This window comes from Kitasatospora sp. cg17-2 (genome assembly GCF_054031055.1).
This window is the reverse complement of the sequence record NZ_CM132923.1, coordinates 1086922-1113349: the sequence shown is the minus strand read 5'-3', so window position 1 is coordinate 1113349 and position 26428 is coordinate 1086922. Positions and strand designations below refer to the sequence as shown.

Annotated in this window: 24 protein-coding genes; 13 read left to right on the top strand and 11 right to left on the bottom strand. The window is 75.2% G+C overall.

Annotated elements, in window-relative coordinates; translation table 11 throughout:
- Positions 1–34 precede the first annotated feature (34 nt).
- Positions 35–202: an SflA family class IV lanthipeptide gene (locus ACW14Y_RS04380; RefSeq protein ID WP_380305429.1), complete on the bottom strand. Its 168-nt coding sequence runs from the start codon at positions 200–202 to the stop codon at positions 35–37.
- 207 nt (positions 203–409) lie between these two features.
- On the opposite strand from ACW14Y_RS04380, the gene ACW14Y_RS04375 reads away from it, so the two are divergent.
- The 4 genes from ACW14Y_RS04375 (at position 410) to ACW14Y_RS04360 (ending at position 3759) form a co-directional block, all read left to right on the top strand.
- Entirely contained in the window at positions 410–811 is a 402-nt protein-coding gene (locus tag ACW14Y_RS04375) for a Cif family virulence factor (protein WP_380305431.1), read from the top strand.
- Between the two features lie 107 nt (positions 812–918).
- Positions 919–1392 carry a DUF3093 family protein gene (locus tag ACW14Y_RS04370; protein ID WP_380305433.1) on the top strand — a complete coding sequence of 158 codons (474 nt, stop codon included), beginning with the start codon at positions 919–921 and terminating at the stop codon, positions 1390–1392.
- Between the two features lie 186 nt (positions 1393–1578).
- Positions 1579–2766, top strand: coding sequence for an MFS transporter (locus ACW14Y_RS04365; RefSeq protein ID WP_456985926.1), 1188 nt, complete (start codon positions 1579–1581; stop codon positions 2764–2766).
- A gap of 150 nt (positions 2767–2916) precedes the next feature.
- The gene (locus ACW14Y_RS04360; protein WP_456985925.1) at positions 2917–3759 is read left to right on the top strand and encodes an inositol monophosphatase family protein; all 843 of its coding nucleotides are present in this window, start codon (positions 2917–2919) and stop codon (positions 3757–3759) included.
- Positions 3760–3838: 79 nt separating this feature from the next.
- On the opposite strand, the gene ACW14Y_RS04355 is transcribed toward ACW14Y_RS04360, so the two are convergent.
- Together ACW14Y_RS04355 and ACW14Y_RS04350 are read right to left on the bottom strand one after the other, a co-directional pair.
- Positions 3839–7669 (bottom strand): tetratricopeptide repeat protein, encoded by a 3831-nt coding sequence (locus ACW14Y_RS04355; protein ID WP_456985924.1) that lies wholly within the window; start codon positions 7667–7669, stop codon positions 3839–3841.
- 196 nt (positions 7670–7865) lie between these two features.
- On the bottom strand, positions 7866–8945 hold the full coding sequence (locus ACW14Y_RS04350; RefSeq protein WP_456985923.1) for a hypothetical protein: 1080 nt from the start codon (positions 8943–8945) through the stop codon (positions 7866–7868).
- Between the two features lie 501 nt (positions 8946–9446).
- Here ACW14Y_RS04350 and ACW14Y_RS04345 point away from each other — a divergent pair.
- From ACW14Y_RS04345 to ACW14Y_RS04335, 3 genes are all read left to right on the top strand, one after another.
- Positions 9447–9524: a tryptorubin family RiPP precursor gene (locus ACW14Y_RS04345; protein WP_350540985.1), complete on the top strand. Its 78-nt coding sequence runs from the start codon at positions 9447–9449 to the stop codon at positions 9522–9524.
- 135 nt (positions 9525–9659) lie between these two features.
- Complete coding sequence (locus tag ACW14Y_RS04340; RefSeq protein WP_380440595.1) at positions 9660–10706, top strand: cytochrome P450; 1047 nt, start codon at positions 9660–9662, stop codon at positions 10704–10706.
- A 264-nt stretch (positions 10707–10970) separates the two neighbouring features.
- Positions 10971–11549, top strand: a complete 579-nt coding sequence (locus ACW14Y_RS04335) for a hypothetical protein (RefSeq protein ID WP_456985922.1) — start codon at positions 10971–10973, stop codon at positions 11547–11549.
- Between the two features lie 32 nt (positions 11550–11581).
- On the opposite strand, the gene ACW14Y_RS04330 is transcribed toward ACW14Y_RS04335, so the two are convergent.
- A complete protein-coding gene (locus tag ACW14Y_RS04330) occupies positions 11582–12250 on the bottom strand; it encodes a hypothetical protein (protein WP_380386720.1) in 669 nt (222 codons plus the stop codon).
- A gap of 223 nt (positions 12251–12473) precedes the next feature.
- Between ACW14Y_RS04330 and ACW14Y_RS04325 the strand changes: the two genes are divergently transcribed.
- The 3 genes from ACW14Y_RS04325 to ACW14Y_RS04315 all read left to right on the top strand — a co-directional run bounded on the left by ACW14Y_RS04325 (position 12474) and on the right by ACW14Y_RS04315 (position 15925).
- Positions 12474–13385, top strand: a complete 912-nt coding sequence (locus ACW14Y_RS04325) for a glutaminase (RefSeq protein WP_380386781.1) — start codon at positions 12474–12476, stop codon at positions 13383–13385.
- Positions 13386–13732: 347 nt separating this feature from the next.
- Complete coding sequence (locus ACW14Y_RS04320) at positions 13733–14800, top strand: phosphatidylinositol-specific phospholipase C domain-containing protein (RefSeq protein WP_380386718.1); 1068 nt, start codon at positions 13733–13735, stop codon at positions 14798–14800.
- 195 nt (positions 14801–14995) lie between these two features.
- Positions 14996–15925 carry a phosphotransferase family protein gene (locus ACW14Y_RS04315; protein ID WP_380305451.1) on the top strand — a complete coding sequence of 310 codons (930 nt, stop codon included), beginning with the start codon at positions 14996–14998 and terminating at the stop codon, positions 15923–15925.
- Between the two features lie 114 nt (positions 15926–16039).
- On the opposite strand, the gene ACW14Y_RS04310 is transcribed toward ACW14Y_RS04315, so the two are convergent.
- Complete coding sequence (locus tag ACW14Y_RS04310) at positions 16040–16576, bottom strand: GNAT family N-acetyltransferase (RefSeq protein ID WP_380305453.1); 537 nt, start codon at positions 16574–16576, stop codon at positions 16040–16042.
- Between the two features lie 102 nt (positions 16577–16678).
- Here ACW14Y_RS04310 and ACW14Y_RS04305 point away from each other — a divergent pair, with 102 nt between their 5' ends.
- Positions 16679–17704, top strand: coding sequence for an MsnO8 family LLM class oxidoreductase (locus ACW14Y_RS04305; RefSeq protein WP_456985921.1), 1026 nt, complete (start codon positions 16679–16681; stop codon positions 17702–17704).
- Here the strand turns inward: ACW14Y_RS04305 and ACW14Y_RS04300 are convergent.
- The 3 genes from ACW14Y_RS04300 to ACW14Y_RS04290 form a co-directional block, all read right to left on the bottom strand.
- The gene (locus ACW14Y_RS04300) at positions 17647–18657 is read right to left on the bottom strand and encodes an aldo/keto reductase (protein WP_456985920.1); all 1011 of its coding nucleotides are present in this window, start codon (positions 18655–18657) and stop codon (positions 17647–17649) included. The two genes, ACW14Y_RS04305 and ACW14Y_RS04300, sit on opposite strands and share 58 nt — an antisense overlap.
- A gap of 2 nt (positions 18658–18659) precedes the next feature.
- A complete protein-coding gene (locus tag ACW14Y_RS04295) occupies positions 18660–19721 on the bottom strand; it encodes an NAD-dependent epimerase/dehydratase family protein (protein WP_456985919.1) in 1062 nt (353 codons plus the stop codon).
- 162 nt (positions 19722–19883) lie between these two features.
- On the bottom strand, positions 19884–20852 hold the full coding sequence (locus ACW14Y_RS04290; RefSeq protein ID WP_380305461.1) for a LuxR family transcriptional regulator: 969 nt from the start codon (positions 20850–20852) through the stop codon (positions 19884–19886).
- Positions 20853–21119: 267 nt separating this feature from the next.
- Between ACW14Y_RS04290 and ACW14Y_RS04285 the strand changes: the two genes are divergently transcribed.
- Positions 21120–22214, top strand: a complete 1095-nt coding sequence (locus ACW14Y_RS04285) for an alpha/beta hydrolase (RefSeq protein ID WP_380386701.1) — start codon at positions 21120–21122, stop codon at positions 22212–22214.
- Between the two features lie 79 nt (positions 22215–22293).
- Positions 22294–23415 carry an RICIN domain-containing protein gene (locus tag ACW14Y_RS04280; protein ID WP_380386698.1) on the top strand — a complete coding sequence of 374 codons (1122 nt, stop codon included), beginning with the start codon at positions 22294–22296 and terminating at the stop codon, positions 23413–23415.
- Positions 23416–23561: 146 nt separating this feature from the next.
- On the opposite strand, the gene ACW14Y_RS04275 is transcribed toward ACW14Y_RS04280, so the two are convergent.
- The 3 genes from ACW14Y_RS04275 to ACW14Y_RS04265 are packed head-to-tail and all read right to left on the bottom strand — an operon-like array spanning position 23562 to position 26406.
- Positions 23562–24647: a hypothetical protein gene (locus tag ACW14Y_RS04275; RefSeq protein WP_456985918.1), complete on the bottom strand. Its 1086-nt coding sequence runs from the start codon at positions 24645–24647 to the stop codon at positions 23562–23564.
- Positions 24644–25537: a hypothetical protein gene (locus tag ACW14Y_RS04270; RefSeq protein ID WP_456985917.1), complete on the bottom strand. Its 894-nt coding sequence runs from the start codon at positions 25535–25537 to the stop codon at positions 24644–24646. The genes ACW14Y_RS04275 and ACW14Y_RS04270 overlap by 4 nt, the downstream gene beginning before the upstream one ends.
- The gene (locus tag ACW14Y_RS04265; protein WP_456985916.1) at positions 25534–26406 is read right to left on the bottom strand and encodes a hypothetical protein; all 873 of its coding nucleotides are present in this window, start codon (positions 26404–26406) and stop codon (positions 25534–25536) included. Before ACW14Y_RS04265 ends, ACW14Y_RS04270 begins: the two co-directional genes overlap by 4 nt.
- Between the last annotated feature and the right edge of the window lie 22 nt (positions 26407–26428).

Sequence of the window (26428 nt, the reverse complement as noted above, 5' to 3'; positions counted from 1 at the left end):
CGGTCGTCCTGCTACTCCGACCGCCCGGTGGGGGTCAGGAGTCGAAACCACACTCGAAACGGGTGGGGACATAGGTGACCCACGGGTCGGCGAGGCAGGCCACCGGGGTGAGGTCGGCGGCGAACTCGTCCTCGAAGGCGATGGTGTCCTCGTCGATGTCCAGCGGGCCGGCGTCGCGGATCTCCAGTACCTGAGCGCTCATGAGTGTTTCCTCCCATGCGGGTTGGCGGATTCCTGTTCGACGGCACGGTCATGCTAGCGATTTGCCCGTGTTCACCATAGGGGCGCGGCATCATCACATGCGCGACACCTGGACGTGATGTCCCGGGGCGGAAGGTTCGGCCCGGTGTGGTGTGTGACATTTCATCAAAGGGGTGATTCGCACGAGGTCCGGTGCTACGGTCGGATCATGTCCAAGGCCGAAATCGACCAGCTGACCGCCGAGTTCTTCGGGGCGTTCGACAACCGGGACGGCCGAGGTGCCGATGTGGCCCGGCTGCGCCGCCTGATGCTCCCGCAGGGGGTGATCGTCAGCACCGCTCCGACCTTCACCGTCTACTCCGTGGAGGAGTTCGTCGAGCCGCGCGAACGGCTTCTGGCACCGGAGGGGCGACTGGTCGGCTTCTCGGAGTGGGAGACCTCCGAGCGGACCGAGATCGAGGGCGACGTCGCGTCCCGCTTCGGCGAGTACCGCAAGTACGGCCTCTTCGACGGCAAGCCCTACGAGGGCGGCGGGACGAAGACGATCCAGTTCGTGCGGACCCCGGAGGGCTGGCGGATCACGGCCTTCTCCTGGCACGACCGGACCTGACCCGACCGGACCCTGAGCTCACCTCACCTCACCTCGCCGTCCGGGGCCGGAAGGTCCTCGGCGGCCCAGGGTCGGCGCTCGGCCGACGGCATGGCAGCATCCCGGGTGTGGTGATCTACGACGAACGACTCTCCGTCCCGCTGCGCTGGTGGCTGGCCGCGCTGGTGGCCGCCGGCGCGCTCGCGGCGGCGCTGCTCCCGCTCTCCCCGGTGGTCGCCGTCGCCGCCGGGACGGTCCTGCTGATGGCGCTCGCGCCGGCGTTCGGCCGGTACGGCGGCGCGCGGATCCGGGTGTGCGACGGTGTGCTGGTGGCCGGTCCGATCGTGCTGCGGGGCGAGCACGCGGGTGCGGTCGAGGTCCTCGACCAGGCTGCCGCGTTCGCCTGGCGCACCCGGCTGGCGAGCCCCCGGGCCCGGCTTCTCATCCGTACCTACCTGCCCTGCGCGGTCCGGGTGGAGGTGGCCGAGCCCTCGCTGCTCTGCCCCTACGTCTACCTCTCCACCCGGCGCCCGGCCGCCCTGGCCGCCGCGCTCGTCGAGGCGCGCGACCACTGCACCGCCCCGGCCTCCCGGGGGCGCTGACGGACGCTCCGGTCCGCTCCGGTCCCACCCCGGTCCTGCTCCGGTCCGGTGCTCGCGCCGGGGGCAGCGCCCGGGGTGCCGGACGCGCTGGGGGCGCGCTCTTTGGCGCCCTGAGGGGTGTGTGCTGCGGGAGCGCACCGGGGGAATGGCCCTGTCCGTCAGTGACGGATGGGACTGGTGGTGCTGGTGCGAGTTCAGGTGCTGGTGGGGTTCGGCGCGTTCGGGGTGTTCTGGGGTGCCTGGGGCGCGCTGATCCCGGAGGTCCAGCGACAGGCCGGGGTGGGCAACGCCGAGCTGGGCCTCGCCGTGCTGATGATCGGGCTCGGCGCCCTCGGCTCGATGCGACCGGCGGGCGCGGCCGTGGACCGCTTCGGCCGCTCGGCCGTCGCGGCGATCCTCCTGCTGATGGCGGCCGCCGCCGTACTGCCCGGACTCGCGCACGGGGCGAGGGCGCTGATGGCGGCGCTCGCCGTGCTGGGCGCGGCGTCCGGGGCCGTCGACGTCGGGGTGAACACGCTGGCGAGCGAGGAGGAGAGCCGCTCGGGCCGGTTGATGAACGCCGCCCACGCCTGCTTCTCCGCCTGCGTGGTGCTCGGCGCCCTCGGCACCGGTCTCGCCCTGGAACGCGGCCTCCGGGCGGACCGGGTGCTGCTGGTGACCACCGTGCTGCTGGCCGGCGCGGCCCTCGTGATCGGGTTCCCCGGCCCGGCGGAGCCGCCGTCGGCCGTGTCCCGCCGGGCCCGTCGGCGGCCCGCCGTCACGGACCGGCCGCTGCTGGCGCTCGGGGTGCTGTGCGGCTTCGCGTACCTGATCGAGAACGCCTGGCAGAGCTGGAGCGCGGTGATGCTGCGCTCGGTCTTCCACACCGGCTCCGGCGCGGCCGCCGCCGGTCCGGTGGTGTTCGCGGCCGCCGCCGCGGTCGGACGCCTGGCCGGGCACGGTCTCACCGCCCGGCTGCCGCAGCGGCAGCTGCTCGCCCTGGGCGCGGCGGTGGCGGCCGTCGGCACCCTGGGCGCCGCGCTGGCGCCGGGCGTGCGGTCGATGCTGGCGGCGCTCGTCGTGGCCGGTCTGGGCACCTCGGTCTGCACGCCCACGATCCTCTCGCTGGCCGGGGAGCGGGCCCGCCCCGAGGCCCGCTCGTCCGCGGTGGCGGTGGTCGCCTCGATCGGCTACGCCGGCTGCCTGTTCGGGCCCGCTGCGGTCGGCCTCACCGCCTCCTCGGTCGGCCTCCGGGCCGCCCTGTGCGGCGTCGCGGGGACGGCGGTGGTGCTGGCTCTGGGCTCCCTGCTGTCCTGGCCCGAGCCCCGGCAGGCCCAGCAGGCCCAGCAGGCCCAGCAGGCTCGGCCGTCCCGGCCGCTCGACGCGGAGGGCTGAGCCGGCGCGGGCGGGGCGGAGGGTCGATCCGGCGCGCGCGACGCGGAAGGTCGAGCCGGCGCGGGCGGGGCGGGAGGGTGCGCCGGTCGTCGATCCCGTCCGTCCGGTCGGTTGGATCTGGGGTGCCCGTATCTGTGGTGTGATGGACGGATGATCGACGAAGGTTTCGCCGCGGAGTGCCTGGGCCCGGTGGGGGAGGCGGTCCGGCGGGCGGCGGCTGCCGAGATCATGCCGCGCTTCCGCTCGCTCACCGCCGACCAGGTGGCCGAGAAGAAGGGCCCGCACGACCTGGTGACGGTCGCCGACCGGGGTGCGGAGGCGCACCTGACGGCCGCGCTGACGGAACTGCTCCCCGGTTCGGTCGTGGTGGGGGAGGAGGCGGTCGACGCGGACCCGGGCCTCTACGCGGAGCTGGGCGGTGACCGGCCGGTCTGGATCGTGGACCCGATCGACGGGACCCGTACCTTCGTCCGCGGCGACGAGGGCTTCTGCACCCTGGTCGCGCTCGCGCACCGGGGCGAACTGCTCGCCTCCTGGACGTACTCGCCGGTCCGCGACGAGATGGCGACGGCCCTGCGCGGCGGCGGCGCCCACCTGGACGGCGTCCCGCTGCGGGCCGGTGCGCCCGAGTCCGGGGCCGAGCTGGAGATCGCCGCCTCCCACCCCCGCTTCACCACGCCCGACCGCAAGCGCGCGCTGCTGGGCCTGCGCGCCGAGGGCGTGCGGACCCGGCCGTGCGCCGGATCGGCGGGGCTGGAGTACCTGGCGATCGCCCGGGGCGCCGTCGACGCCACGGTGTTCGCCTGGGAGAACGCCTGGGACCACGCGGCCGGACTGCTGCTGGTCGCCGAGGCGGGCGGCGCCCATGCGACCCTCACCGGCGCGCCGTTCCGCCTCGCCGGCGGCAACGCCCTCCCCTTCACCACGGCCCGCGACGCCAGGACCCTGGCCCGGATCCGGAGTCTCCTGCTGGGCGAGACCCCGGCCGGCTAACCCGGTCCGGGCCCGCGTCGGCCTCGACCGCAACGGCCGGGCCCGCAACAGCCGGGCCCACGTCGGCCGGGCCCGGGGGTCAGTCGGCGACGTGCTCCCGGACGGCGTCCGGGAGGCGGCGGCCGGTGACCGTGCGCCAGGCGCGTTCGACGGCGCGGGGGCCGAGGTCGACGGCCAGGCGGTGCAGGCCGACCACGCTCGGCCAGGTCGCCGGGTGCGGGAACTCCTCGAAGCAGGTGATGCTGCGGACCAGCCACTCCATCGCCTCCCGGGGCCGCCCCTGCTCCGCCGCGAACAGCCCGAACTGCCCGAAGGTGCGGGCCAGTCCGGGGGTGTCGCCGATCCGGTGCGAGACCTCCAGCGCCTTGCGGTACCGGGCCTCGGCGTCGGCCGCCCGGCCGCCCGCCTGGGCGGTCAGCCCGAGCTGGTGGTGCCCGGCCGAGACTCCGACCCGGTCGCCCAGTTCCTCCCGGAGCGCCAGCGCCCGGGTGTGGCGGCGCTCCGCCTCGGCGAGGTCCCCGCGTTGGGTCGCCACCAGACCGAGCTGGTGCTCGGCGGCCGCGGTGCCCGCCAGGTCGCCGAGGTCCTGCCGGATCTCCAGCGCCTTGCGGTGCCGGGCCTCCGCCTCCGCGAACCGCTCCCGCGCGGCGGCGAGCACACCGAGCCGGTGGTGGGCGTCGGCGGCGCCGGCCCGGCTGCCGGACTCCTCGGCGAGGTCCAAGGCCCGCTCGCACCAGTCCTCCGCCTCGTCGAGCCGGCCCAGCTCGGCGGCGACGGCGGCGAGCCGGTGGTGGAGCTCCGCCGCGACGGACAGGTCGGCCACGGCGCCGACGGCCGTCGCGCGGACGGCCGCGAGCGCCTGCCCGAAGTACCCGTGGGCGTCCTCGAAGCGGCCCTGCTCCTCGGCCAGCACGCCGAGCCGGTGGTGGCAGGCGGCGACCCGGACGGTCTCGCCCAGGCGCTCGAACAGGTCCAGGGCCTGCCGGATCAGCCGCTCGGCGTCGTCCGGCCGGCCGAGCCGCTGGGCGATCACCCCCAGCTGGTGGTGGCCGATCGCGAGGCCCTCCACGTCCCCGAGCCGCTCCAGCAGGTCCTGCGACCGCAGGTACCACTCCTCGGCCTCGCCGAAGTCGCCCTGGTCGACGGCGATCCCGCCGAGCCGCTGGTGGCAGTCGGCCAGCTCGTCGAGCTGCTCGGCACCGGGCGGGTGCAGCTCGGCGGCGCGGTGGATCTCGCGGAGGGCGCGCTCGGCCCCCTCCACCAGGCCCAGCCGCGGCAGCCGCCGGGCGTCCGCTCCGACCACGTACAGCCACAGGGACCCGGCCGGGCTGTCGAGGACGGGCGGGGTGCCGTCGGCCTCCTCCACGGCGAGCCGCACCCGGTCGATCCAGTGGCGGGCCTCCAGGTCCGTGCCCCGGGCGTTCCAGTGGTCGTGCAGCGGTCGGACGAGCGCCAGCGCCTGCAGCCACAGGCCCCGGTCGAGGGCCCGGGCCAGCATCGCGCCGATCGACGGCCGCTGCAGGTCGAGCGCGGTCAGGGCGAACTCGGTGCTGCCGTTGTGCAGCTCGCGGCTGAGCAGCAGACAGAAGTTGACCTGGGCGCCGAGCAGGGCCTGCAGCCCGGCCTCGTGCTGCTCGGCGAAGCCGGGCCCGGCCGCGCGCCACCCGGCGGCGAGCCGGGTGGCGACCGTCGGGTGGACCCGGTAGGCGGTGCGGCCGCAGGGCGCCAGCAGACCGAGCTCGGCCGCCCGCAGCAGCAGCCGCTGCCAGTCCTCGGTGCCGAGGCCCCGGAAGCGTTCGGGCGCGAGCGGATGGCGGGAGAGCAGGGCGAGCACGGTGGCGTCGGCGACCCCGTGCACGAGCGAGACGGCCGTCAGCGCCCGGCGGTCGGCCGCGCCGAGGCGGGCCAGCGCGTAGTCGGTGCTCACCGCGAGCGCCGCCGGAACGGTCTCGGGGGCGGGGAGTCGGTCCGCGTCGGCGGCTCCGTCCGGCAGCGCGGCCGCACCGCGCACCAGGGTGTCCAGCGTCTGCCACGGCTCGTGCGCGTCGAGCGAGGGCAGCGCGAGCCGCATGGCCAGGGGGTGCCCGCCCAGCCACTCCAGCAGTTCGCCGAACACCCGCAGACCGCGCCGGCGGACGGTGTCGGGGGAGCCGGTGGCGTCGGGGGCCTCGGTGGCGGGGGCGAGCAACTGCTCGGCGTACTCGACGGTCCCGCCCGGGTCGAGGCCCGGCACCTCGATCCGCAGTGCCGCCGGGCCGAGCCAGTCCTCGCGGGTGCGGCCGGTGAGCAGGACGGTGCTGCTCCCCTGCCGGGCGACCAGGTCGAGCAGGGTCCGGAGGCCGGCGCGTTCCTCGTCCGGCGCCTCCGGGGCCGAGGCCAGGGAGTCGACGCCGTCCCAGATCAGCAGCAGTCGGCGGGTGGCCAGCGCCTGTTCGACGGCGGCCCGGCGCTCGGCGGGCGGGAGCGGGTCGAACTCCTCGGGCGCGAACAGCCGGCGGCCGATCCGCTCGACCACCCCGGCCGCGACGGGCCCGGCGGTGCCCGCTTCGAAGGCGTGCAGGACCACGGCGTCCGGCCCGTCCACCGCGCCGGTCTCCCGGCACCAGCGGCCGAAGGCCTTGGCCAGTTCGGTCTTCCCGATGCCGGCGGCGCCGTGGAGGAGGACCACACGGTGCCGTTGGGTCGCGGTGTCGAGGCCGAGCAGCAGTCCGTCCCGTCCGACGAACCCGCCGACGGGTGCGAGCTCGTCACGGTGGTCCGGGGGCTCCGCTGCTGCCGTGGCTCCGGTCGCCCCGGTCGCCCCGGTCGCCCCGGTCGCCTCGTGCGCGGGCGCCACCTGCACGGCCCGGTCGGTGTCCGGTCCGGGCAGTGCCGCCCCGGGCCGGCTGTACAGGACCGGGACCGTCCAGTCGGCCAGCGGCAGTGGGCCCCTGGGGGAGGTGCGTCGGTCCTGGGTGGCGAGTCGGCGGCGCCCTGCGGCCACGGCCAGGGCCACCGGATCGCCGGTGCGGAGCCGTTCGTAGCAGGTGGCCAGGAACCCGGCGGCGGCCGGTGCGTGGAGGTGGTACGGCAGCGCGAGCACGGCGTGTGCGCCCTCCCGGAGCAGCCGGGACGCGGCCACGGCCTCCGGCAGTCCGGGCTCGGGGGCGGACCGGCCGGTGGTCAGGACCACCAGCGGGACCGGCGTCGTGGTCGGCACGTCGGCCGGACCGGGCCCGTCGAAGTGGAGGACGTGGAACGGCCGGCCCTCCTCCCGGGCCTCGTGCAGCACCTCGGCCAGCCGGTCCGGCGTCGGTGGGCGCAGGACGGTCGGTTCGACCGTGCCGTGTTCCGCGCGCAGTCGCCGCAGCAGCGTCGGGGCGAGGAACCGGTGGCCGGGGCCGGCCGGGTCGTCGGGGGCGGCGACGACCAGCAGTACCCGCAGCCGGGACACGCCGGTACCGAGTGTCGGGCTGCCGCCGTCCTCGGTGTCCGGTGTCCGGCGGCTCAGCACGACGTCGTCCAGCAGCAGCGGCACCGGTCGCTCCGGGTCCGTCATCAACTCCCAGGGGAGGGCGAGCAACTGGGCGGAGTCCGAGCGCAGTACGAGCTCCAGCCCGTCGCCGCCGCGGCCGCGGGCCCGGAGGTAGGCGTCCCGCCCCGGGCCGGTGCCGAACAGTGCGGAGAACACCCGTGCGCCCCAGTCCGGGAGCTGCCGGGCGATCTGCGGACCGCGCTCGCCGTAGGCGCCGAGCGGGGTCCGCAGGTAGTCCTCCAGGTACCAGCGCAGGCTCTCCATCGGCCCGTCGGCCAGGGGCCGCCGCAGCCATCCGGCGTCGACGGCGGCTGCCGGGGACACCTCCCCGGAGGGCTGTTCCGTCACCAGCATCCGGCCGTCGGCGTGGAGGTCCACCACCAGACGTTCGACCACAATCGCCCCCAGCGAGAGCGGAAACGGCCGGGCGGTCGTTCCGCTGCGGAGCACAGGGTAGCGGCGTCGTCGCCGTACTCGCGCGTCCGGGCGCAAAGTGCCGGTGACGATCGGTCGGAACACGGCGGTCCGGCCGGTCCGACCTGCGGACTCCGGTCGGCAGCGGTGGCAGCGGGGTGGCCGGCGGACCCGCCGGTCAGCGGGCCTTGGGCTTGCCGGTGTACGGGCGGACTTCCAGGCGCCACGGGTCGGACGGCTCGCTGGTCCTCAGCTTGAGTACTCCGGTTCTCGGGAACAGCAGTGTCCGCATCGCCTCGCCCGACTCCCAGGCGCCCAGGGGCGGGCTGCTGGGCACTCCGGGCGGGATCGGGCACCCGCATCTCCCGAAGGACTCGGGGATCCGTCCGCAGGCGCAGATGAACTCGGCGGACCAGGAAGACGATTTGACGTGGGTGACGCAACTGACCGGGAGGTTCTGGCGGACGGCCAGGACGGTGGAGCCGTAGCCCTCCACGGTGCCGGTCAACTCGTCGATCTCGTCGGAGCCGTACAGCCGGACGGACCACTCGCCGATGCCGCGGGAGTCGACCAGGAGGTGGGTGAAGTCGTGCGTCAGTACGGTGCGCACGCCCTTCCGTTTGCCGGAGGAGCTGAGGTAGATGAGGGAGGAGTGCGACTCGACGCGGTCGAGCGTCCTGGTCATGGGGCTGATGCTGAGGTAGCCCTTCGTCGAGGCCTCGATCTGCGCCACGGTGATGGCGCCCTCCGGCCACTCGATGGGGAACTCGTACTCGGCCTCTCGCTCCCCGCACCGTCCGGAGAAGTGGAACCGTTCACCGGCCTGCCGCCGTGGGACCGGACCCCGCTTGTCGTTGAGCCCGGAGGCGGGGCGCAGCCGGGGGAGGCCGTCCTCGGCGGGCGGGAGGACGGGCGCGGGTGCGGAGTCGGTGGTGGACCGGGGGCGCGGCGGTGTCGGGTCGGGGCGGGCCGCTTCGACGCGCGGGGCGGGTTTCGCGACGGCGGCGGGCTGCTTCTTCGCGGCGGCGGGTTTCGCGACGGCGACTCCGGTTGCCGCTGCGGGCACGGGGGCCGCCGCCGATGTCGCGGCGACGGTGGTGACGGGGTCGGCGTCGGATCCGGCGGCCTTGAGGGCGGCGGCCTCGGCCCTCGCCGCCGAACGGGCGGCCTGCCGGGCGGCCGACAGGGTCAGGCGCCACAGGACCGCCGCCGTCACCAGGCAGCCCAGCGCGAAGCCCACCAGTAGTCCCACAGCCACTCGTCGCCCCCCAGGCTCCGGAGTCCCGCCCTCGCGACCGAGGGTACGCGCGTGGGCGGGGCTCAACCACGGGTCGGGCGGGGGGAATCGGGGCGGCGGCCCGCCGTTCTGCCTCCGGCGGCGGGTCGGGCCGCCCCGGTGCCACGACCGGGCAGTCGCGATGCCCCATGAGGCAGACCGAACGTTCCGTTGGGGCCGTCCGGCCCCCGGCCGACCCTCGCCGGGAATGCGCTGTTCACCTGGCGGCCATCGGTCGGACGTGGCGCTGACCAGCACTGTCGCGCTCGCGTCAACAGTGCCGGGCCTCGCCGACGGGGCGTCAAACCGCCCGACCGGGCGTTCGCTCGAGTGATCTGCGTCACACTTGACCGTGATTTGCGGGCGGGTATTCACTCGTTGCAGCGGGGGGCAAACGGAACCCGAAATTCCTAGGAGTTCGCTCCGGGTGCCGCTCGCCGGAATGTTGTTCGTCATCGTTTTCTGAGACATGGAGGTGCTGTCATGAAGCTCGTTCACTTCGTGAAGAAGGTCATGCCGGAGAAGAGCCTGAAGGCCTACGCCTGGTACGGCTGGATCTAATTCCGGCGGTCCGTTGCCGGACGCGTGCCCGGTGGGTCCCGAGCGGACCCGCCGGGCACGGCCCGCTCGCCGTGAGCGGGGCGTTCGCCGAGGGCGGGCCCCTGTCACCACAGCCGTTCACCCTTGGAGCCACGGATGGTCATGTCCAGCACCGGGCGGAGCGCCCGCGTCACCGTCTTCGCACCGCGGATCGACGAACTCCTCAACAAGTACCGAGGTCAGGACCTCTTCCGCCTGGAGGCCGACACCGTCGGCGTGTCCGGCGTCGACCTCATGGACGGACTGCTGCGCAGCAGGCCGGCCAATGCCGAGGAGCGGCCGACCTTCAAGCCCGTACGGGGGCGGCTCGTCACCAAGCCCGATGCGGCGGCGCTCATGCAGGCGGTGTCGGCCGACGTCCGGACGGCACTGAAGAAGCCGCTGGGCGACCGGACCGATCTCAGCGGGAAATGGCCGCACACGCCGCACATCTATTTGCGGGACCTGGTTTTCGGGGAGGAGAGCTTCCGCTTCCGGATCCTGGTCGACCGCCGCCTGGAACTCACGCCCAAATTGACCTGGATGGCCGTCACAGCCGGTACCGCGATGCTCGGCAAGCCGGGCACCGAAATTCCGCTGTCGAATCTGGCCGCCCGGGTGCTGGACGCCGAGACCTACGACGACCGTCGCTACGCGATGTACCTCTACCGGCGGGTGGCCGGGCCGATCTGCTTCACCGTGGCCGCGCTCGTGACCAACGCGGTCTGGCTCGGCGCGCCGTTCGACGACGAGGTGCCGAACCGCGACATCCTGCTGGAGGCGCTGCGGCTGCTGCCTCCCTCCTGGAACATCCTGCGGGTCGCCTCCCCGGAGTTCGGCGCCGTGGACGCGCGGATCGGACCCAAGGACGACCTGCTGCTGCTCCCGCTGCTGAGCCACCGCGACCCCCGGCTCTGGGACGACCCGGAGACCTTCCGGCCGGAGCGCTGGAAGGGCGTCGACCCCGACAACCAGCCCGGCTACCTGCCGTTCGGTCACGCCAGTGAACGCTGCTGGGGGCGCCACATGGTGCTGCCGCTGGCCGAGCGGATCCTCGACCTCGTCCGCCGGGACGGGCTGGTGCCCAGCCCCGACCAGCGGGTCGGCAAGGTCGAGCTGGACGGTCTGCTGGAGGTCGCCGGGGTGCGCATGGTCCGCCGCTGACCCGACCGCCGGCGGGTCGGCGGCACCTACGGGTGTCCCACGCGTGGCCGCCGGGCCGGGTGTCGTGGGCGGGTGGCGGGACGACGGCGGCCGGGCGAGCGACGGGGGCACCGCAGCGTACGCCCGCCGCCGTCCGGCCGTGCTCGAACGCGAGTGCGGTGGGCCGGTCCGTCCGTCCACCGCTCGTCCATCGGTACGGTCGCGCCCCGAGGACGGCCGCGGTCGGGAGCTCAGCCGCGGCCCCGGCCCCTACGCTCCGTCGTCATGCGCCTGACATCGTGGAAGCGCGCCGTGCGCGCACTGCTGCCCCTTCTCCTCGCCGGCCCGCTGCTCGCGGCCGTACCGGCCCATGCCGCCCCCGTCCCCGCCGCCCCGGCCCACCGCGCCGCCGCCCGGACGGCCTCCCTGCCGATCCCGCTGACCTCGGTCAGCGACCGGGCCACGACGCCGCCCGGCGGCTCGTTCACCGTGACCGTGACCCTCACCAACCCCCACGACACCCCGATCCGCTTCGTCTACCAGACCGTCCAGCAGACCTACGACACCTCTACCGACGTCGAGTACGCGGGGCTGAAGTACGCGGAGACCGCGTGCAACGGGGTGCCGTACCCGACGGTCTGCGGCAACCCGCAGGCCGGCGGCTCGGGTGCCCTGTTCGCCCTGCCCCTGGCCCCGGGCGCCAGCACCAGTTACACCCTCACCTACACCATCGCCCCGGACTCCGCCTGCGGCGAGGCGCTGAACGTCAACTTCTACTCCTACGTGTACTACGAGTACCAGGGCGGCGCGGCGTTCAACGACGGCCTCGTCGGCGTGGGCGGCACCGACGTGCGCTGCCCCTGAGCCCCGCCGGGCACCCGTCGGCCGGTTACCCGTCAGCCGGGCACCGGCGCGTGCCGGGTGAGCCCGGCCCGGACGGCGACGTCCAGCGCCGGCTCGAAGCGCAGCGCCTCGCGGTCGTCGTCCCCGACCCCGGCGGCCGCGAGCAGTTCCGCCACCGCACGGGCGTCCACGGTGCGCTGCTCGGCGCGGCGCAGGAAGCGCGTCACGGCGTCGGCGAAGGCCGGCGCGTCCTCGCGCAGCACCCACGCCAGCTCCGCCGCCTCGGCGAGGAACAACTGCTCGGACCCCAGCCACGGCGCGGCGGCGGCCAGACCGTCCTCGGCCAGGGCGTCCGGGTAGGGGATCCGGTGCCAGGCGCCGTCCTGCCACCAGTAGAGGAAGCCGAACAGGTTCCCCTGGGCGTCCTCCCGCAGTTGCTCCCAGGGCAGCCACTCCGGACCGCCGACCAGGAAGTCGATCTGCCGGCCGTCGACGTGGGTGTGGCTGCCGTCGGAGTCCTGGCCGCAGAACACCGCGTGGCCGTCGTCGACCAGGGTGAGACGCCACCAGAAGGAGCCGCCGCCGTTCTCGCTCCACACGCCCTGCTCGTCCAGCCAGTGCTCGCGGTTCCCCTGGGCGGCGTCGAGCAGGGCGAGCAGCACGGCGCGCGCCCACACCTGCCCGGCGTCGTCGAGGTCCTCGGGCCGGCTCGGCCTGTGCATGATCGTCGTCCCCCTCCGTCGGATGGCGAACAGCCTGCCACAGACCTCGGACACCCCCGGCGGACCCCCGGCCCGCCCCGGCGGGACCCGTGCGGCGCCCCGGGCGACACCCCGACGGCACCCCGGCTGCGGAGGGCGGACCCGCGCCGAGGACAATGGCGCGGTGAACGACGCGATCGACCCGCCCCGCGCGCACGGCCCGCAGCAGCCGTCGGACCCGGGCGTGGACTACCAGGAGCTGGTCCGGGACGCCATGGCGGCGGCCGTGCGCTCGCCGCTGCGCGGCCGGGTCGCCGACTACATCCCGGCTCTGGCCGAGGCCGACCCGACGGCGTTCGGGATGGCGATCGCCACCGTCGACGGCCGGGTCTTCGGCGCGGGGGACTGGCAGCAGCCGTTCTCCGTCCAGTCGGTGTCCAAGCTCTTCACCCTCGCGCTCGCGCTGGCCGAGGGCGGCGACGGCCTGTGGAGCGGCGTGGGCCGGGAGCCCTCCGGCAACCCGTTCAACTCGCTGGTCCAGCTGGAGACCGAGCACGGCATCCCCCGCAACCCCTTCATCAACGCGGGCGCCCTGGTGGTCACCGACCGCCTGCTGGAGCTCACCGGCGACGCGGTCGGCTCCGTCCTGGACTTCCTGCGCGCGGAGTCCGGCGACCCGGCCGTCGCGGTGAACCGCGCGGTCGCCGCCTCCGAGGCCGAGCACGGCCACCGCAACGCCGCGATGGCGCACTTCATGGCCGGCTACGGCAATCTGCGCAATCCGGTCGAGGACGTGCTCGCGCACTACTACGCGCACTGCGCGATCGAGACGAACTGCCGGGACCTGGCCCTGTCCGGCCTCTTCCTCGCCCGCCACGGCGTGCGCGCCGACGGCTCGCGGCTGCTGTCGCGCAGCGAGGCCAAGCGGATCAACGCTGTGCTGCTCACCTGCGGCACCTACGACGCGGCCGGCGAGTTCGCCTACCGGGTGGGCCTGCCCGGCAAGAGCGGGGTCGGCGGCGGCGTCCTGGCGGTGCTGCCCGGCCGGGGCACGGTCTGCACCTGGAGCCCCGGGCTGGACGCGGCCGGGAACTCGGTGCTCGGCGTGGCCGCCCTGGACGCGCTGACGACGGCGACCGGCTGGTCCGTCTTCTGATGAGCACATCGCCCGCCCGAACCGCGCTGCCTGCCCGGTCCGCGTTGCCCGCCCGGGCCACCGGGCCCACCCGGGCCACCGAGCCCGCCGAGCCCGCCGAGCCCGTGCCGTCGGCTTTACCCGCCCCGGCGACCGTCCCCGCGCCCCGGCGCCCGCCCGGGCTGCCCGGGCTGCCCGGTCGGCCCGCCGCCGCAGCAGCGTGCGGTGACGGATCGGCAGCTGACAGTCACGCACTTGTTGTGCCCCCTTCACCGGTCCGACGGCCGGCCCCGTCATGCTCTGCACCGGCGGAAGCCACCGCCGAAGGCGCGCCGGCCCTCAGGCGCACTGACAAGGGGACCCCCATCGTGACCGTCCGCCGCACCCTCATCGGCACCCTCGCCGTCGGCCTGCTCGCCGCGGCCGCCGCGCTCCTGCCGATCGGCTCCGCCGCCGAGGCCGCCGAGCGCACCCCCGGCGAGCTCCCGTTCGGCTCCGCCACCACCGTCGGCCTGCACAACACCTACGACCCGGCCGCGTTCCGCTACCTCGCCCAGGGCCTCGACACCGGCACCGGCATGATCGAGCTGGACGCCTGGCCGAACGCCATCACCAAGGAGTGGAAGGTCAGCCACTCCAACCCGCTCGGCAACGGCAACAACTGCGTCAGCGCCACCACGGCCTCCCAGCTCTACTCCGGCAGCGGCAACAAGAACCTGGACACCTGCCTGGACGACGTCCGGCTCTGGCTCGCCGCCCACCCCGCGGCGGGACCGCTGGTGATCAAGCTGGAGCTCAAGCCGGGCTTCTCCGGGAACCTCGGCATGGGCCCGGCCCAGCTGGACGCGCTGATCGCGGCCCACCTCGGCTCCGCCGCGCTGCGCCCGGCCGACCTGCTCGCCAAGCCCGGCGGCGGCAGCTACCCGAGCCTCGACGAGGCGGCCCGGGCCGGCAACTGGCCGACCCGGGCGGCGCTCGCGGGCCGGGTGCTGGTGTACGTGATCCCCGGCACGGTGGAGCTGGACAACCCCTTCGACACCCTGCACACCGACGTCGAGTACGGCCGCTACCTGCGCGACCTGGCGGCGGCGGGCCGGATCGGCGAGGCCCGGATGTTCCCGACCGCGCTCGGCGCGGCGGCCGGCGACCCGCGGACCCGGTACAGCGAGACCTCGATCCGTCCGTGGTTCGTGGTCTTCGACGGTGACGCCGCCGCCTATGTGAACGGCATCGACACCTCCTGGTACGACACCAACCACTACCTGCTGACGATGACCGACGCCCACAACGTCGCCCCGGCGATCAGCGGCACCGACCCCACGGCCGACCAGGCCCGCGCCCGTACCGAGCTGCTCGCCCGCGCCCACGCGAGCATCGTCTCCAGCGACTGGCGCAAGCTCGCCGCCGTGCAGTCGCTGGTCCTGCCGCGCGGCTGATCCTCGTTCACCGGGGCGGTGGCGCCCACGTTCCGGCGTCCGCCGCCCCGGGGCGCGTCGCGTCGCCGTCCGCCGCCCCGGGGCGCGTCGCGTCGCCGTCCGCCGCCCCGGCGTCCGGGCGTTGCCGCCGGTCAGGGGCGGGAGCCGGCCGAAATCCGGTTGCCGCCCGGACGTCCGCCGCCTAACGTCCACCGCATGCTGCCTTTGGTCGAGACGGACGAACAGTGGGACGCGGTCGTCCCGGACGAGGCGGTCATGCGCCCGGGGGTCGAGGACCTCTGCGCCCGGTTGGGGCTGCGCGGGCTGCCCGCCCCGGAGCGCTTCTCCGAGGGCTCCCAGCCGGTCTACGCCCTCGGCGCCGAGCTGGTCCTCAAGCTCTATCCCAAGGCCGCCGCCGAGGACGGCCGGACCGAGGCCCGGGTGCTCGCGCACATCGGCGGCCGACTGCCGGTGCCGACACCGGAGCTGCACGACGCCGGCGAGTACGAGAACGGCTGGCGGTACGTGCTGATGTCCCGGCTGCGCGGCGCCGAACTCACCGAGGCCTGGGCGGACCTGTCGCCCGACGGGCGGAAGCGGACCGCCGTCCAGGCGGGGGAGACGCTGGCGGCCCTGCACGCGCTCGACCCGGGGCCGCTCGCCGATGTGCTCGGCCCCGGCGACTGGGGGGCCTTCACCGACCGGCAGCGCGCCGGGGCCGTCGGACGCCAGCGCGAGCGCGGCCTGCCGGACGCCTGGCTGGAGCGCATCCCCGACTTCCTGGACGCCGCGGAGCTGCCGCGCGAGCCCGAACGCGTGCTGCTGCACACCGAGTTCATGCGCCAGCACCTGCTGTTCGACCCGGCCGGCGGGCGGCTGTCCGGGCTGTTCGACTTCGAGCCCGCGATGATCGGCGACCGGGCGTACGACTTCGTCGGCGTCGGTGTCTTCGTCACCCGGGCCGAACCGGGGCTGATGGCGCGGTTCGCGGCCGGGTACGGACGGGCCGTGGACCCGCGCGCGGCCATGGCCTGGACGCTGCTGCACGTGTACAGCAATCTGCCCCGGTACCTGCGGGAGGTGCCGCCGCCCCCGGGGGTGGGCACCCTGGAGTCGCTCGCCGAGCACTGGTTCGGGCTCGGCTGACGGCAGCGACGGACGGCAGCGACGGACGGGAGCGGCGGACGGGAACGGCGGCCGCCCGGACCCGGGCCGCGGCCCTCCGGACCCGGGCCGCCGCGGCCCGGGTCCGGGCAACGGCTACGGCTTCTCGGTCCAGTCCTCGGCCAGCAGCCCGAGCACGACCTCGTCCAGGAACTCCCCGGTCACCCAGGCCGACCGGCGCAGTGTGCCCTCGACCACGAAGCCCGCGCGGGTCGCGGCCGCGACCATCGGCAGGTTGTCGGCCAGCGTGTCGACCTGGAGCCGGTGCAGGCCGCGCACCGTGAACCCGTAGTGGCACAGCAGCCGCACCGCCTCGCCCGCCAGTCCGCGCCCGCGGAAGCCGGGGCGCAGCGCGAGGCCGAGGTGGGCGAGCCGGTTGTGGGTGTCGATGCCCCACAGCAGCGCCTCACCGGCGAGTTCGCCGGAGGACAGCTCCACCACGGAGAAGCAGGCCGCGTCGTCCCCGGCCGGGGACACGGCGTACGGGGACTCCGCGGCGCCGGGGGAGATCGGCCGCCACGGCCGGGAGTCGGCCCGGGAGCGGGTGGGCACGTCGTCGTAGAGCTCGCTCTGGAGTACCGCGACGTCGCTGTCGTGGCGGGCGCGGAGCCCGATGCGGGAGGTTTGTAGCATGTCACATTGCTAGTGGGTGGGAGCCTGCCGCGGCAAGCGGTTTTCGCCCGGTGGCGGCCCGGGCGGGGAATGCCTCCGCCGCCGACGGCTGTTGCCACGGACGTGACCGCCTCGCCCGCCCTGCGCCTCTCCGTACTGGACCGTTCCCGGACCCGCCGGGGGGAGGAGCCCGCGCAGGCGCTGCGCGACACCGTGGCCTTCGCGGTGGAGGCCGAGCGGCTCGGCTACCACCGGTTCTGGGTCTCCGAGCACCACGGGGTGCCGGGCGTGGCCGGTTCGGCGCCGACGGTGCTGGCGGCGGCGGTGGCCGCGGCGACCTCGCGGATCAGGGTCGGCACCGGTGGGGTGATGCTCCCCAACCACCGACCCCTGGTCGTCGCCGAGCAGTTCGGCGTGCTGGCGGCGCTCTTCCCCGGCCGGATCGACATGGGCCTCGGCCGGTCGGTGGGCTTCACCGACGGCGTCCGCCGCGCGCTCGGCCGGGAGAAGGACGCCGCCGACGCCTTCCCGGAGCAACTCGCCGAACTCCTCTCCTGGTTCGACCCCGACGCGCGCGGCCCCGGCGGAGTGCACGCCCGCCCCGCCGAGGGCCTGGACGTCCCCGCGTACGTGCTGGCCACCGGCGCGGGCGCGGACGTCGCCGCCGACGCCGGGCTGCCGCTGGTGATCGCGGCCGTGCGGGGCGAGGAGGCGATGGTGGCCGCGATCGACCGCTACCGGCAGCGCTTCCGGCCCTCGGCCCACGCCGGGCGGCCCTACGTGGTGGTGTCGGGGACGGTCGCGGTGGCCGGGACCGAGGAGCGGGGCCGGGCACTGCTCGTCCCGGAGGCCTGGGCGAGCGCCTACAGCCGGACGCACGGCGAGTTCCCGCCGCTCGAACCCGCCGAGGAGATCCTGGCCAGGCCGATGGCCCCGCGCGAGCGCACCGCGTTCGAGCAGGCCCTCGCCGGCCATGTCGCCGGCACTCCGGCCCGGGCGGTCGCCGACCTCGCGGCGCTGCTGGAGCGCACCGGCGCGGACGAGTTCCTGGTCACCACCAGCACCTACGACCGGGCGGAACTGCTCACCTCCTACCGGCTGCTGGCCGAGGCGGCCGGGCTGACGGGGTCGGCAGGGTCTGCAGGGTAGGTGGCGGCGGTCGGCGCGGTCGGCGCGGTCGGCGCGGTCGGCGCGGTCGGGTCGGTCGGGTCGGTCGGGTCGGCGAACGGGCCGTTCAGGGCGGCGAGTTCGTCGGCGTCGAGGACCAGCCCGGCCGCCGCCGCGCTGTCGCGGATGCTGGCGGGGCGGCGGGCGCCGGGGATCGGGACGACGGTGGGGGAGAGGGCGAGCAGCCAGGCCAGGCCGATCTGTTGCGGCGAGACCCCGCGTGCCTCGGCGACGCGGTGGAAGGCGGTGCGGGCCGGGACGCCGTCCGCCGGACCGTCCAGCACGCTCCTGGCGAGGCCACCCAGCGGGCTCCAGGGCAGGAACGCCAGGCCCAGCCGTTCGGCGAGCCGCAGCTGCGGCAGGGAGCCGCGGTCGGCCGGGGAGAACCGGTTCTGCACCGAGACCAGCCCCGGGCCGAGGATCTCCCGCGCCGTCAGGATCTGCTGCTCGTCGACGTTGGAGATGCCCGCCGCGCGGATCTTCCCCGCGTCCAGCAGTTCGCGCAGGGCTCCCACCGAGTCCGCCCAGGGCACCAGCGGGTCGGGCTTGTGCACCTGGTAGAGGTCGATCGCGGCCACGCCGAGGCGGCGCAGCGAATCCTCGGCGGCGCGCCGGAGGTGCTCGGGCCGCCCGTCGACCGTCCACGAGCCGTCCCCCGGACGGCCGCGCCCGCCCTTGGTGGCGACCAGCACGTGCGCGCGGTCGGCGGGGGAGCGGTCGGCCAGCGCGCGGGCGATCAGGCGTTCGTTGTGGCCGGCTTCGCCGGCGTGCCAGTGGTAGGAGTCCGCGGTGTCGACCAGGGTGACGCCCGCGTCGATCGCGGCGTGCAGGGTGGTGAGGGCAGCATCGGGGTCGGGGCGTCCCTCCACCGAGAGCGGCATCGCGCCGAGCCCGATCGCGCCGACGCTCCGCCCGCCGAGGGTGCGCTGTCGCACGGTCACACGTCCTTTCCGGTGGTGGCTTCGACGGCTTCGGTGCCGGTGGCAGCGATGGCTTCGGCCACGGCGGCCGGCAGCCAGGAGCCGAGCGGCGAGAAGGAGAGGCCGAGCGCTCCGGCCCGCCGGGTGTCCATCGGGTACCAGCGGTCGAATGAGAACGGCGCGTGGTCCGCGCCCTCGGCCGGCCGGAAGCGGGCGGTCGTGCCCAGCTGTCCGGCGATCAGCTCGGACAGCCCGACCGCGTCCAGCGGTTCCGCCGAGGCGGCGTTGACCGCGCCGACCGAGGACGAGGCGGCGACCGCGACCAGGGCGGCGGCGATCTCCTCGTGCCGGACGAACGAGGTCGGCCGCGGCCGCTCGTGCACCGCGACCGGCCGCCCCGCGGCGACCGCCCCGGTGAAGTGCGCGAGCCGGCCGGTGAAGTCCAGCGCCCCGCCGCCCAGCACGTGGGCGCTGCGCACGCTCGTCCAGCCGAACGGCGGCCGCCCGGCGGCGAGCACGGCCTCGGCCTGGCGCTTGCCCTCGGCGTAGGCGGTGGCTTCGCCGAAGTGCCGGACCAGCGCCGCCGGGTCGTGCCACGGCAGGTCGAGGTCCACCAGCCAGGTCGCCGGGTCGACGACCTCCTCGGCGACCGGCACCCCGGGCGTGGTGCGGACCAGCGGCGAGGTCGCGGGGTCGTAGACCTCCATGGTCGAGGTCATCACGTACCGCGGGGTCCGGTCGGCGAAGACCCGGCGGGCCACCACAGCCTGGGCGGGCGTGTACAGCACCTGGTCGATCACCGCGTCGAAGGTGCGGTCGCCGAGGGCGGCGGTCAGCGCGTCCTCGTCGTCCCGGTCGGCCAGGACGTGGTCGACGCCGGGCGGCGGCGGGGCGGAGCCGCGGTTGACCAGGGTGACCTCGGTGCCGGCGTCGCGCAGCAGGGTGACCAGGTGGCGGCCGAAGTACCTGGTCCCGCCGATCACGCCGACCCGGCGCGGAGCACGGTCCGGGGCGGTCCAGGCGGTGGTGTTCCCGGTGGTGGTGTTCCCGACGGCTTCTCGTGCGGTGGAGTGGCTCATGGCCATCACTCTGCCGCCGTACGGTCATCAGCAGAACTGCCGATCTGCTGAACGCGTCATCAGCTGAGCTGGTGACTGAGAGAGTGACCGGGAGGGGGACCGACCTGGTGACTGAGCCGGTGACCGGACCGGGCCGGGCCGGGCCGCCCCGCCCCGCGGCCGTCAGAGCCAGCCGCGCCGCGCCGCCTGCACCCCTGCCTGGAAGCGGGTGGTGGCGCCGAGTCTGGCCAGCAGCACGGAGACGCGCCGCACGACGGTGCGCCGCCCCAGACCCAGCCGCCGCGCGATCGCGTCGTCCGTGGCACCGCTGGCCATCAGGACGAGGATGCGGCGGTCCCGGTCGTCGAGCTGGAGTCCGGGGCCGGAGGTGGAGGCGGGGACGGCGAGCCGCCAGAGCGTCTCGAAGACCGAGGCCAGCGCGCCGAGCAGGCTGGAGGGGCGGACGAGCAGCGAGACGACTCCCGCGCGGTTGTCGGCGGGCAGGGTGACGATGGCGAGGTCGTCGTCGCCGAGGGCGAGCTTGAGCGGCGGCTCGTCGAGCGTCCGGGCCTGTTCCCCGGCCTCGATCATCCGCGCCATGTTGGGTCCCGCCACGGGATCGTCGAAGGCGCACCCGCCGTAGATCGAGCGGTAGACGACGCCGGAGGCCATCCGCTGACGCTGCAGCACCTCCTGGTCGAGGTAGTGCGCGGCGTCCCCGGAGTACGGCGGGACGTCGATGACCCGCACCTCGCGGCGGGCGGCGAGTTGCAGGCGCCGTCCGGCCGCGAGGACCTCGGGGTGGTCCTCGACCACCTCCAGCGCGGCGTAGCCGCCGGCACCGCGGCGGGCGAGCCGGTAGAGCCGGTCGAGCTCGGCCCCGGCCCGGCGCGCGTCGGCCCGCCGGGCCGCGTCGCGCTGGAGCGCGGCCTCGACCACCTGGCCCGGGGGCAGCGCCTCCCAGGTGAGCCGCCGGTGGTCGCAGGCCATCACGATGCCCTCGTCGGCGAGTTCGGCCAGCAGGGCGAGCAGGGCGTCCTCGCCGATCCCGGCCGCTGCCACGAGGTCGGGGAGGCGGGCCTGCGGCCGGCCGACCAGCCACTGGTAGACCCGGCCGCGCTCGGAGTCGGGATCGAGTACGTCGTGGAGCACGGCACCTCCGATTTCGCCATGTCCATGGCGATATGACAAGTCGTCGAAGCCTACCCGCCTGCGTGGCGCACATGCGCCGGTGGCCCAAGCGGGCCGCCGGGCGCTCTGGCGCGCGGCGGGGTCGGATCGCGAGAGTTGCTCGGTGTCCGCACAGTCCGCCCGGCGTCCGCTCCGGACGGCCGGCGCACGCCCGCACGTCCCCATGCCCTCACGCCTCCACGCCTCCACGTCCTCCCTCCCTCGCCCCCTCGCGCCCAAGGACGATCCATGACAGCCGCTCCGCCCACCGCCCGGCCCGCACCCGCGAGGACGGCGGTCGCCGCCCTGGTCGGTGCCCTCCTCCTGCTCCTCCTGCCCGGCGTGTCGTCCGCCCGGGCCGGGGCGCCCGCCCCGCCGCCGATGCAGGACGGCTTCGGACTCACCCGGGTCGGCGCCGTGACCGGCAGCGCCACGAACTTCGTCCTCACCGTGACCACCCCGCAGGTCGCCGGCGAGCACACGATCCGGATCCTGCTGCCGGACGACTACGCGGACCGCCCCGACAAGCGCTACCCCGTCCTGTACTTCCTGCACGGCGCCTCGGACAACCCCGCCAACCCCGGCCTCGCCTACCCCGCCCTGACCGCGGCGACCTCGATGATCACCGTCGTCCCGGACGGCGGCCTGCGCGGCTGGTACACCGACTGGCTGGACAGCGGCACGGCGGCCGGCGCGCAGAACTGGCAGACCTTCCACCTCACCCAGGTGGTGCCGTACATCGACGCGAACCTCCGCACCCTCACCGACCGCAAGCACCGCGCGGTCGGCGGCCTGTCGATGGGCGGCTTCGGCGCGCTCCACTACGCCCAGGCCCGCCCGGACCTCTTCGGCCACGTCCTCACCATGTCCGGCGCCAACGACCTCTCGGCCGACGAGATGGTCATCCGCGGCGCCGTCGTCGGCACCCTGACCAACGCCGGAACCGTGCTGTGCGCCCCGAGCGGCGGACAGCCCTGCGGCTTCGACTTCGGACCCACGGTGTCCAGCGACGCGATCTTCGGCACGCCGTACCCGGTCTTCGGCGCCGACTGGCGCTGGAACGCCGCCGACCCGACCGGCCGCGCCGGACTGCTCGCCGACACCCGCATCGCCGTCTACACCGGCAACGGCAACGGCAACCCCGCCGGCATGGAGTTCTGGGCCGAGGGCACCGCGACGCGCTTCACCGACCGCCTGACCGCCCTCGGCATCCCGCACCGCTACGTGAACTACGGCAACGGCGCGGGCTGGGGCAGCTCGTGCGACGGCGGCCACAGCTACGGCTGCTGGGCCCAGGACCTCGTGGACTACGTGCCGCGCCTCGAAGCGGCGTTCGCCGCCTGACCTCCGCAGGAGCGGGCGGTCCGGGCGCCCCGCCCGTCCGCACCGCACCGCGGATCCCTCCCGACGAAAGGACCGACCCGTGCTGTCGACCTCCGCCCCGCCCGCGGCCCCGAGCCGCCGCTCCGCCCCCTGGCTGCGCCTGCTCGCGGCCCTCCTGGTGACCTGCTGCGCCGCGCTCGGCCTCACCGCCGCGCCGTTCACGGCCACGCGGGCCGACGCCGCCGTCACCGGACCTGCGGCGGCCTGTGCGACTCCGCAGCAGTGCCTGACGATCACCTCGCTGAGCAACGGCCGCCGGCTCGACGTCCAGAACGGCTCGACCGGCGACGGCGCGTACATCGTCACCAACTCGGCGCCGGGCTACCACCAGTCCTGGCGGCTGAACGTCGACTCCTCGGACTCCTCGTTCACCATCGTCAACAACACCACCGGCAAGTGCGTCGACCTCGCCTGGCTCACGCCCGCCCTGCGCCAGCAGACCTGTGCCGGCCAGGCCAGCCAGAAGTGGTTCTTCCAGCCGGTCCCTGGCGCCGAGGACTCGTTCATGATCCGGCACCAGGGCGACAACACCTGTCTGGACCTGCTGCTCGGCGGCAACTACGACGACGCCTGGACCGACCAGTACGCCTGCAACGGGACGGTGAACCAGCGCTGGTCCACCGGCTTCCCCGCGGCGGCCCGCAACCTCGCCGTCGACCACGCCGCCAAGCAGTGCCAGAAGGACATCTCCACCTGCTCCTGGGCGCTGAAGAGCGAGGCCCCGGCGGCTCCGCTGCCGAAGGTCTGCGTCTCCTCGGTCTGGTTCAACAACACCTCCGGCACCGTCCAGCAGGCGTTCTCGGTCACCAATATGAGCGGATGGTCCAACAGCATCGGCGGTGACATGGGGACCCAGATCTCGGGCGGCGTGCCCGGCGGCGCGCTCACCACCGTGGTCAGCACCGCGCTGCACTACAGCAACGTCTGGCAGGGGTCGACCACCGTCAACAACAGCGTCGCGGTCTCCGTCCCGCCCCAGCAGTACGGCTGGGTGACGCTCGCCGAGCTGGCCCGCAAGGTGACCGGCACCTGGACCTTCGACGCCCGCGGCATCCCCTGGACGGCCGAGGACACCCTCACCGTGCCGCTCACCTACGACCCGCAGGCCGGCGCGACGCTCTACATCGCCAACACCAGCCCGACCTTCACCAACTGCTCCTGACCTCCCGGTCACGGGGGTGACGGGGGCAGGGGGACGGGGGAACGGGGGAACCGGGGAACCGGGGGAACGGGGGAACGGGGAACGGACGGGCCGGGCGGAGTCACCGCCCGGCCCGTCCGCCGTTGTCCGTTCTCCCGCTGTTCGGCTCAGGCCAGCAGGTCGGACTGGAGCGTCACCACCTGCCGGAAGGCGGCGGTGGCCACGCCCTTGGGATTGGTCATGGTGATCACGCCCGTGACATTCCCCGCCGAGAGGAAGGCGATCCGGGTGCCGGCGGCCGGGGAGCCGGGCACCTCGCGGGTGGCGAGGTCGACGCCGAACACCGTGTCCCAGCCCTGGGTGTCACCGGTCCGCACGCCGCCCGAGGAGTCCTTGGGCTCGCCCGTCCTCCGCAGCGTGTCGAACAGCGGCCAGGCCTCCGCCTGGGAGCCGAAGGACAGCAGCCGGATCTGCGTCCGGGTGCCGTCGGCGGCGGTCCACTCGCGGACGGCGGCATCGCGGCAGGCGTTCTGCAGCAGCAGGGCCCGCAGCGGGCCGGGATCCTTCCAGTCGGCGGTGATCGCCTCGCAGGAGACCCGCCCGACCGGGGCCGGGCCGACCGGGGCGGCGGAGGACGCCGAGGGCGTGCCGGTCGGAGAGGCCGCGGTCGAGGTCGAGCCCGGAGCGGCCGGGGACGCGGACGCCGAGCCGCTCCCGGCCGGAGCCGGGGCGGCGGGGGCGGCAGCCGCTGCGAGCGAGCCGCCCGCCTCGGTGGGAACCGGCAGGAGCAGGCTACGGAGGTCGGCCGCGTGCCGGCCCTTGTTCTCCTTCGGCGCCGGCTGACCGGAGGGCAGCTGCGGGAGCGCCAGGACGGGGAAGGTGTACCGGCCGTCCTTCGGGGTGGCCAGGCCGGGCAGGTCGGTGCGCTCCTGAGCCGTCACGGCCAGCGCGGTCCCGGTGCCGGCCAGCGCGCAGACCACGACGGCCGCACCCCACCGCACCGCCGCCCGGCGCCGACGGGCACGGAGGGCCGTCCGCTCGGCGTCCTCCGGCGCGGCGACGACGGTCTCCCCGACGGCCTGGCCGTGGGTCTCGCCGTCCGCCGGGCCGTGGCTCTCGTCGTCGGCGGGGCCGCGGGTCTCCCCGACCGCGGGGCTGCGGCTGTCCCCGACCGCGGGGCTACCGGTCTCCTCGGGCAGGACGGGACCCTCCGCCGGGGCGGCGGTGTCCTGCGGCGTGGCGCTGTCGGTCATACGGACGCTCCCGGGATGGCGAGACGGTCGAGCTGCTGGGCGAGGAGGGCGACGATCCGGTCCTTGGGCAGCGGGGCCACACCTTCGACCGCCATGACGACCAGGAGGTCACCCTCGGCGGCCGAGCACTCCAGGCGGTCGATCGGCGCGGACGGCGGCGCCGGCAGCAGGTAGCAGTGCGCCTCGGCATGGCCGGGCACGGCGGGACCGGTGCGGAAGATGCCGGTCTCACCGGTGAAGATCGCCGTGTACTCGTTCAGCTTCTGCACCTCCTGCTGGTTGAACTGGCGCAGCTTCATGCTGACCGTCAGATCGCCCGCCTGGGTCGTGTAGGTGCGCACTCCGGCGGCCTTCACGTGCAGGTCGTTCCAGTACTTGCGGAGCTTGTCCTGCTGCTCCTTGGGCATCGTCACGACCTCGTCGTCCAGCTCGGCGGCGAGCAGCTGCTCCCCCGTCAGCTCGACGTCGTTGCCGAAGCCGCCGTCGTCCGCGCCGAGCCCGTAGCCCGCCGGGACGGGCAGCAGCAGGTCGCGCAGCGAACCGAAGTGGTTGCCGTTGGACTTCGCGCCGAACGGGGTGGCGGTGGCACTGGGCGCGGGCGCGGAGGCCGGCGTCGGGGCGGCGGTCGCGGGCGCGGGGTCGTCGTAGCGGACCTCGATGATGCCGATCCCGATCACCACGCCGACCAGGGCCGCGGCCACGGTCGCGCCGCCCGCGCGCAGCAGCCGGCGCGGGGGCCGGGGAGCGGTCGGCGTCGCGGGCGCGTGGCCGACCGGGAGTCCGGACGGCGCCGCGACCGGGACGGGCGGTGCCTCGGGGGCCGCGCCGGGCGGTGCCTCGGGCGTCGGAACAGCCGGGGAACCGGGGACGATGACGTCACTCTCGCTCATGCCAGCCGCTCCCACTGCCGCTTGGCGAGGTCCTTGACGACCTCGGGGGACACCGGTCGGGTGCCGAACACCTTGACCTCCATGACGACGGTGCCGCGCTGTGCGACGGCGTCGGCGCCGTAGAAGGTCTCGGTGGTCTCGGCCCAGTACGACGCTCTGGAGTCCACCTCGTAGCCGCCGTTGGCCTCGGGGGCGAACGGTTCGAGGGTCCGGCCGAGGGTGCGGGCGGCGGCCTCGGCGGCCCGGTCGGCCGTGTACTGGATCAGGGAGACCCGGACCTTGAGATCGCCCTGCTTCCAGTCGATCTCCACGGCGCGCCGGAAGCCGCGGGTGTTCAGCTGCTTGAACACGGCGGCGGTCCTGCCCTCGTGCTCGGCCAGCTCGCCGGCCGTGATCCAGCTCGGGGTGTCCGGGTAGTCGCCCCAGGAGGTGCTGCCGCTCGGCGCAGTGAGCAGCAGCTTGCGCAGGTCGCCGTCGATGGTCAGCGGGGTCGGCGCGGCGGCGGCCGCCACGACCGGGTCCAGCGCCCCGGCCGGGTAGGACGGCAGGGCGACCTGGACGGGCGGCAGCGGCGTGGGCGGCCGCTTCGCCTGGATCGCGTAGCCGACGCCGCCGCCGGCCACGGTGCCGAGCACCAGGCCGGAGACCAGCAGCAGGACCGGACGCGGGCGGCGCGGGCGGCGGGCGGGCGGCGTGGCCTCGGTCGTGGTGTCGGTCGTGGCCTCGGAAGGTGCTTCCGGTGCGGCTTCGGACGGCGCGGCCGCGAGCGGCGCGGTCTCCGGCGGTGCGGTCGGCAGGTCCGGCGCCCCGGCGGGCGGAGTGGGCGGTGGCGCGTCGACGGGCGACGGCGCCACGGGGTCGGTGGTCATGCGAGGGCTCCAGAGAGGGGGG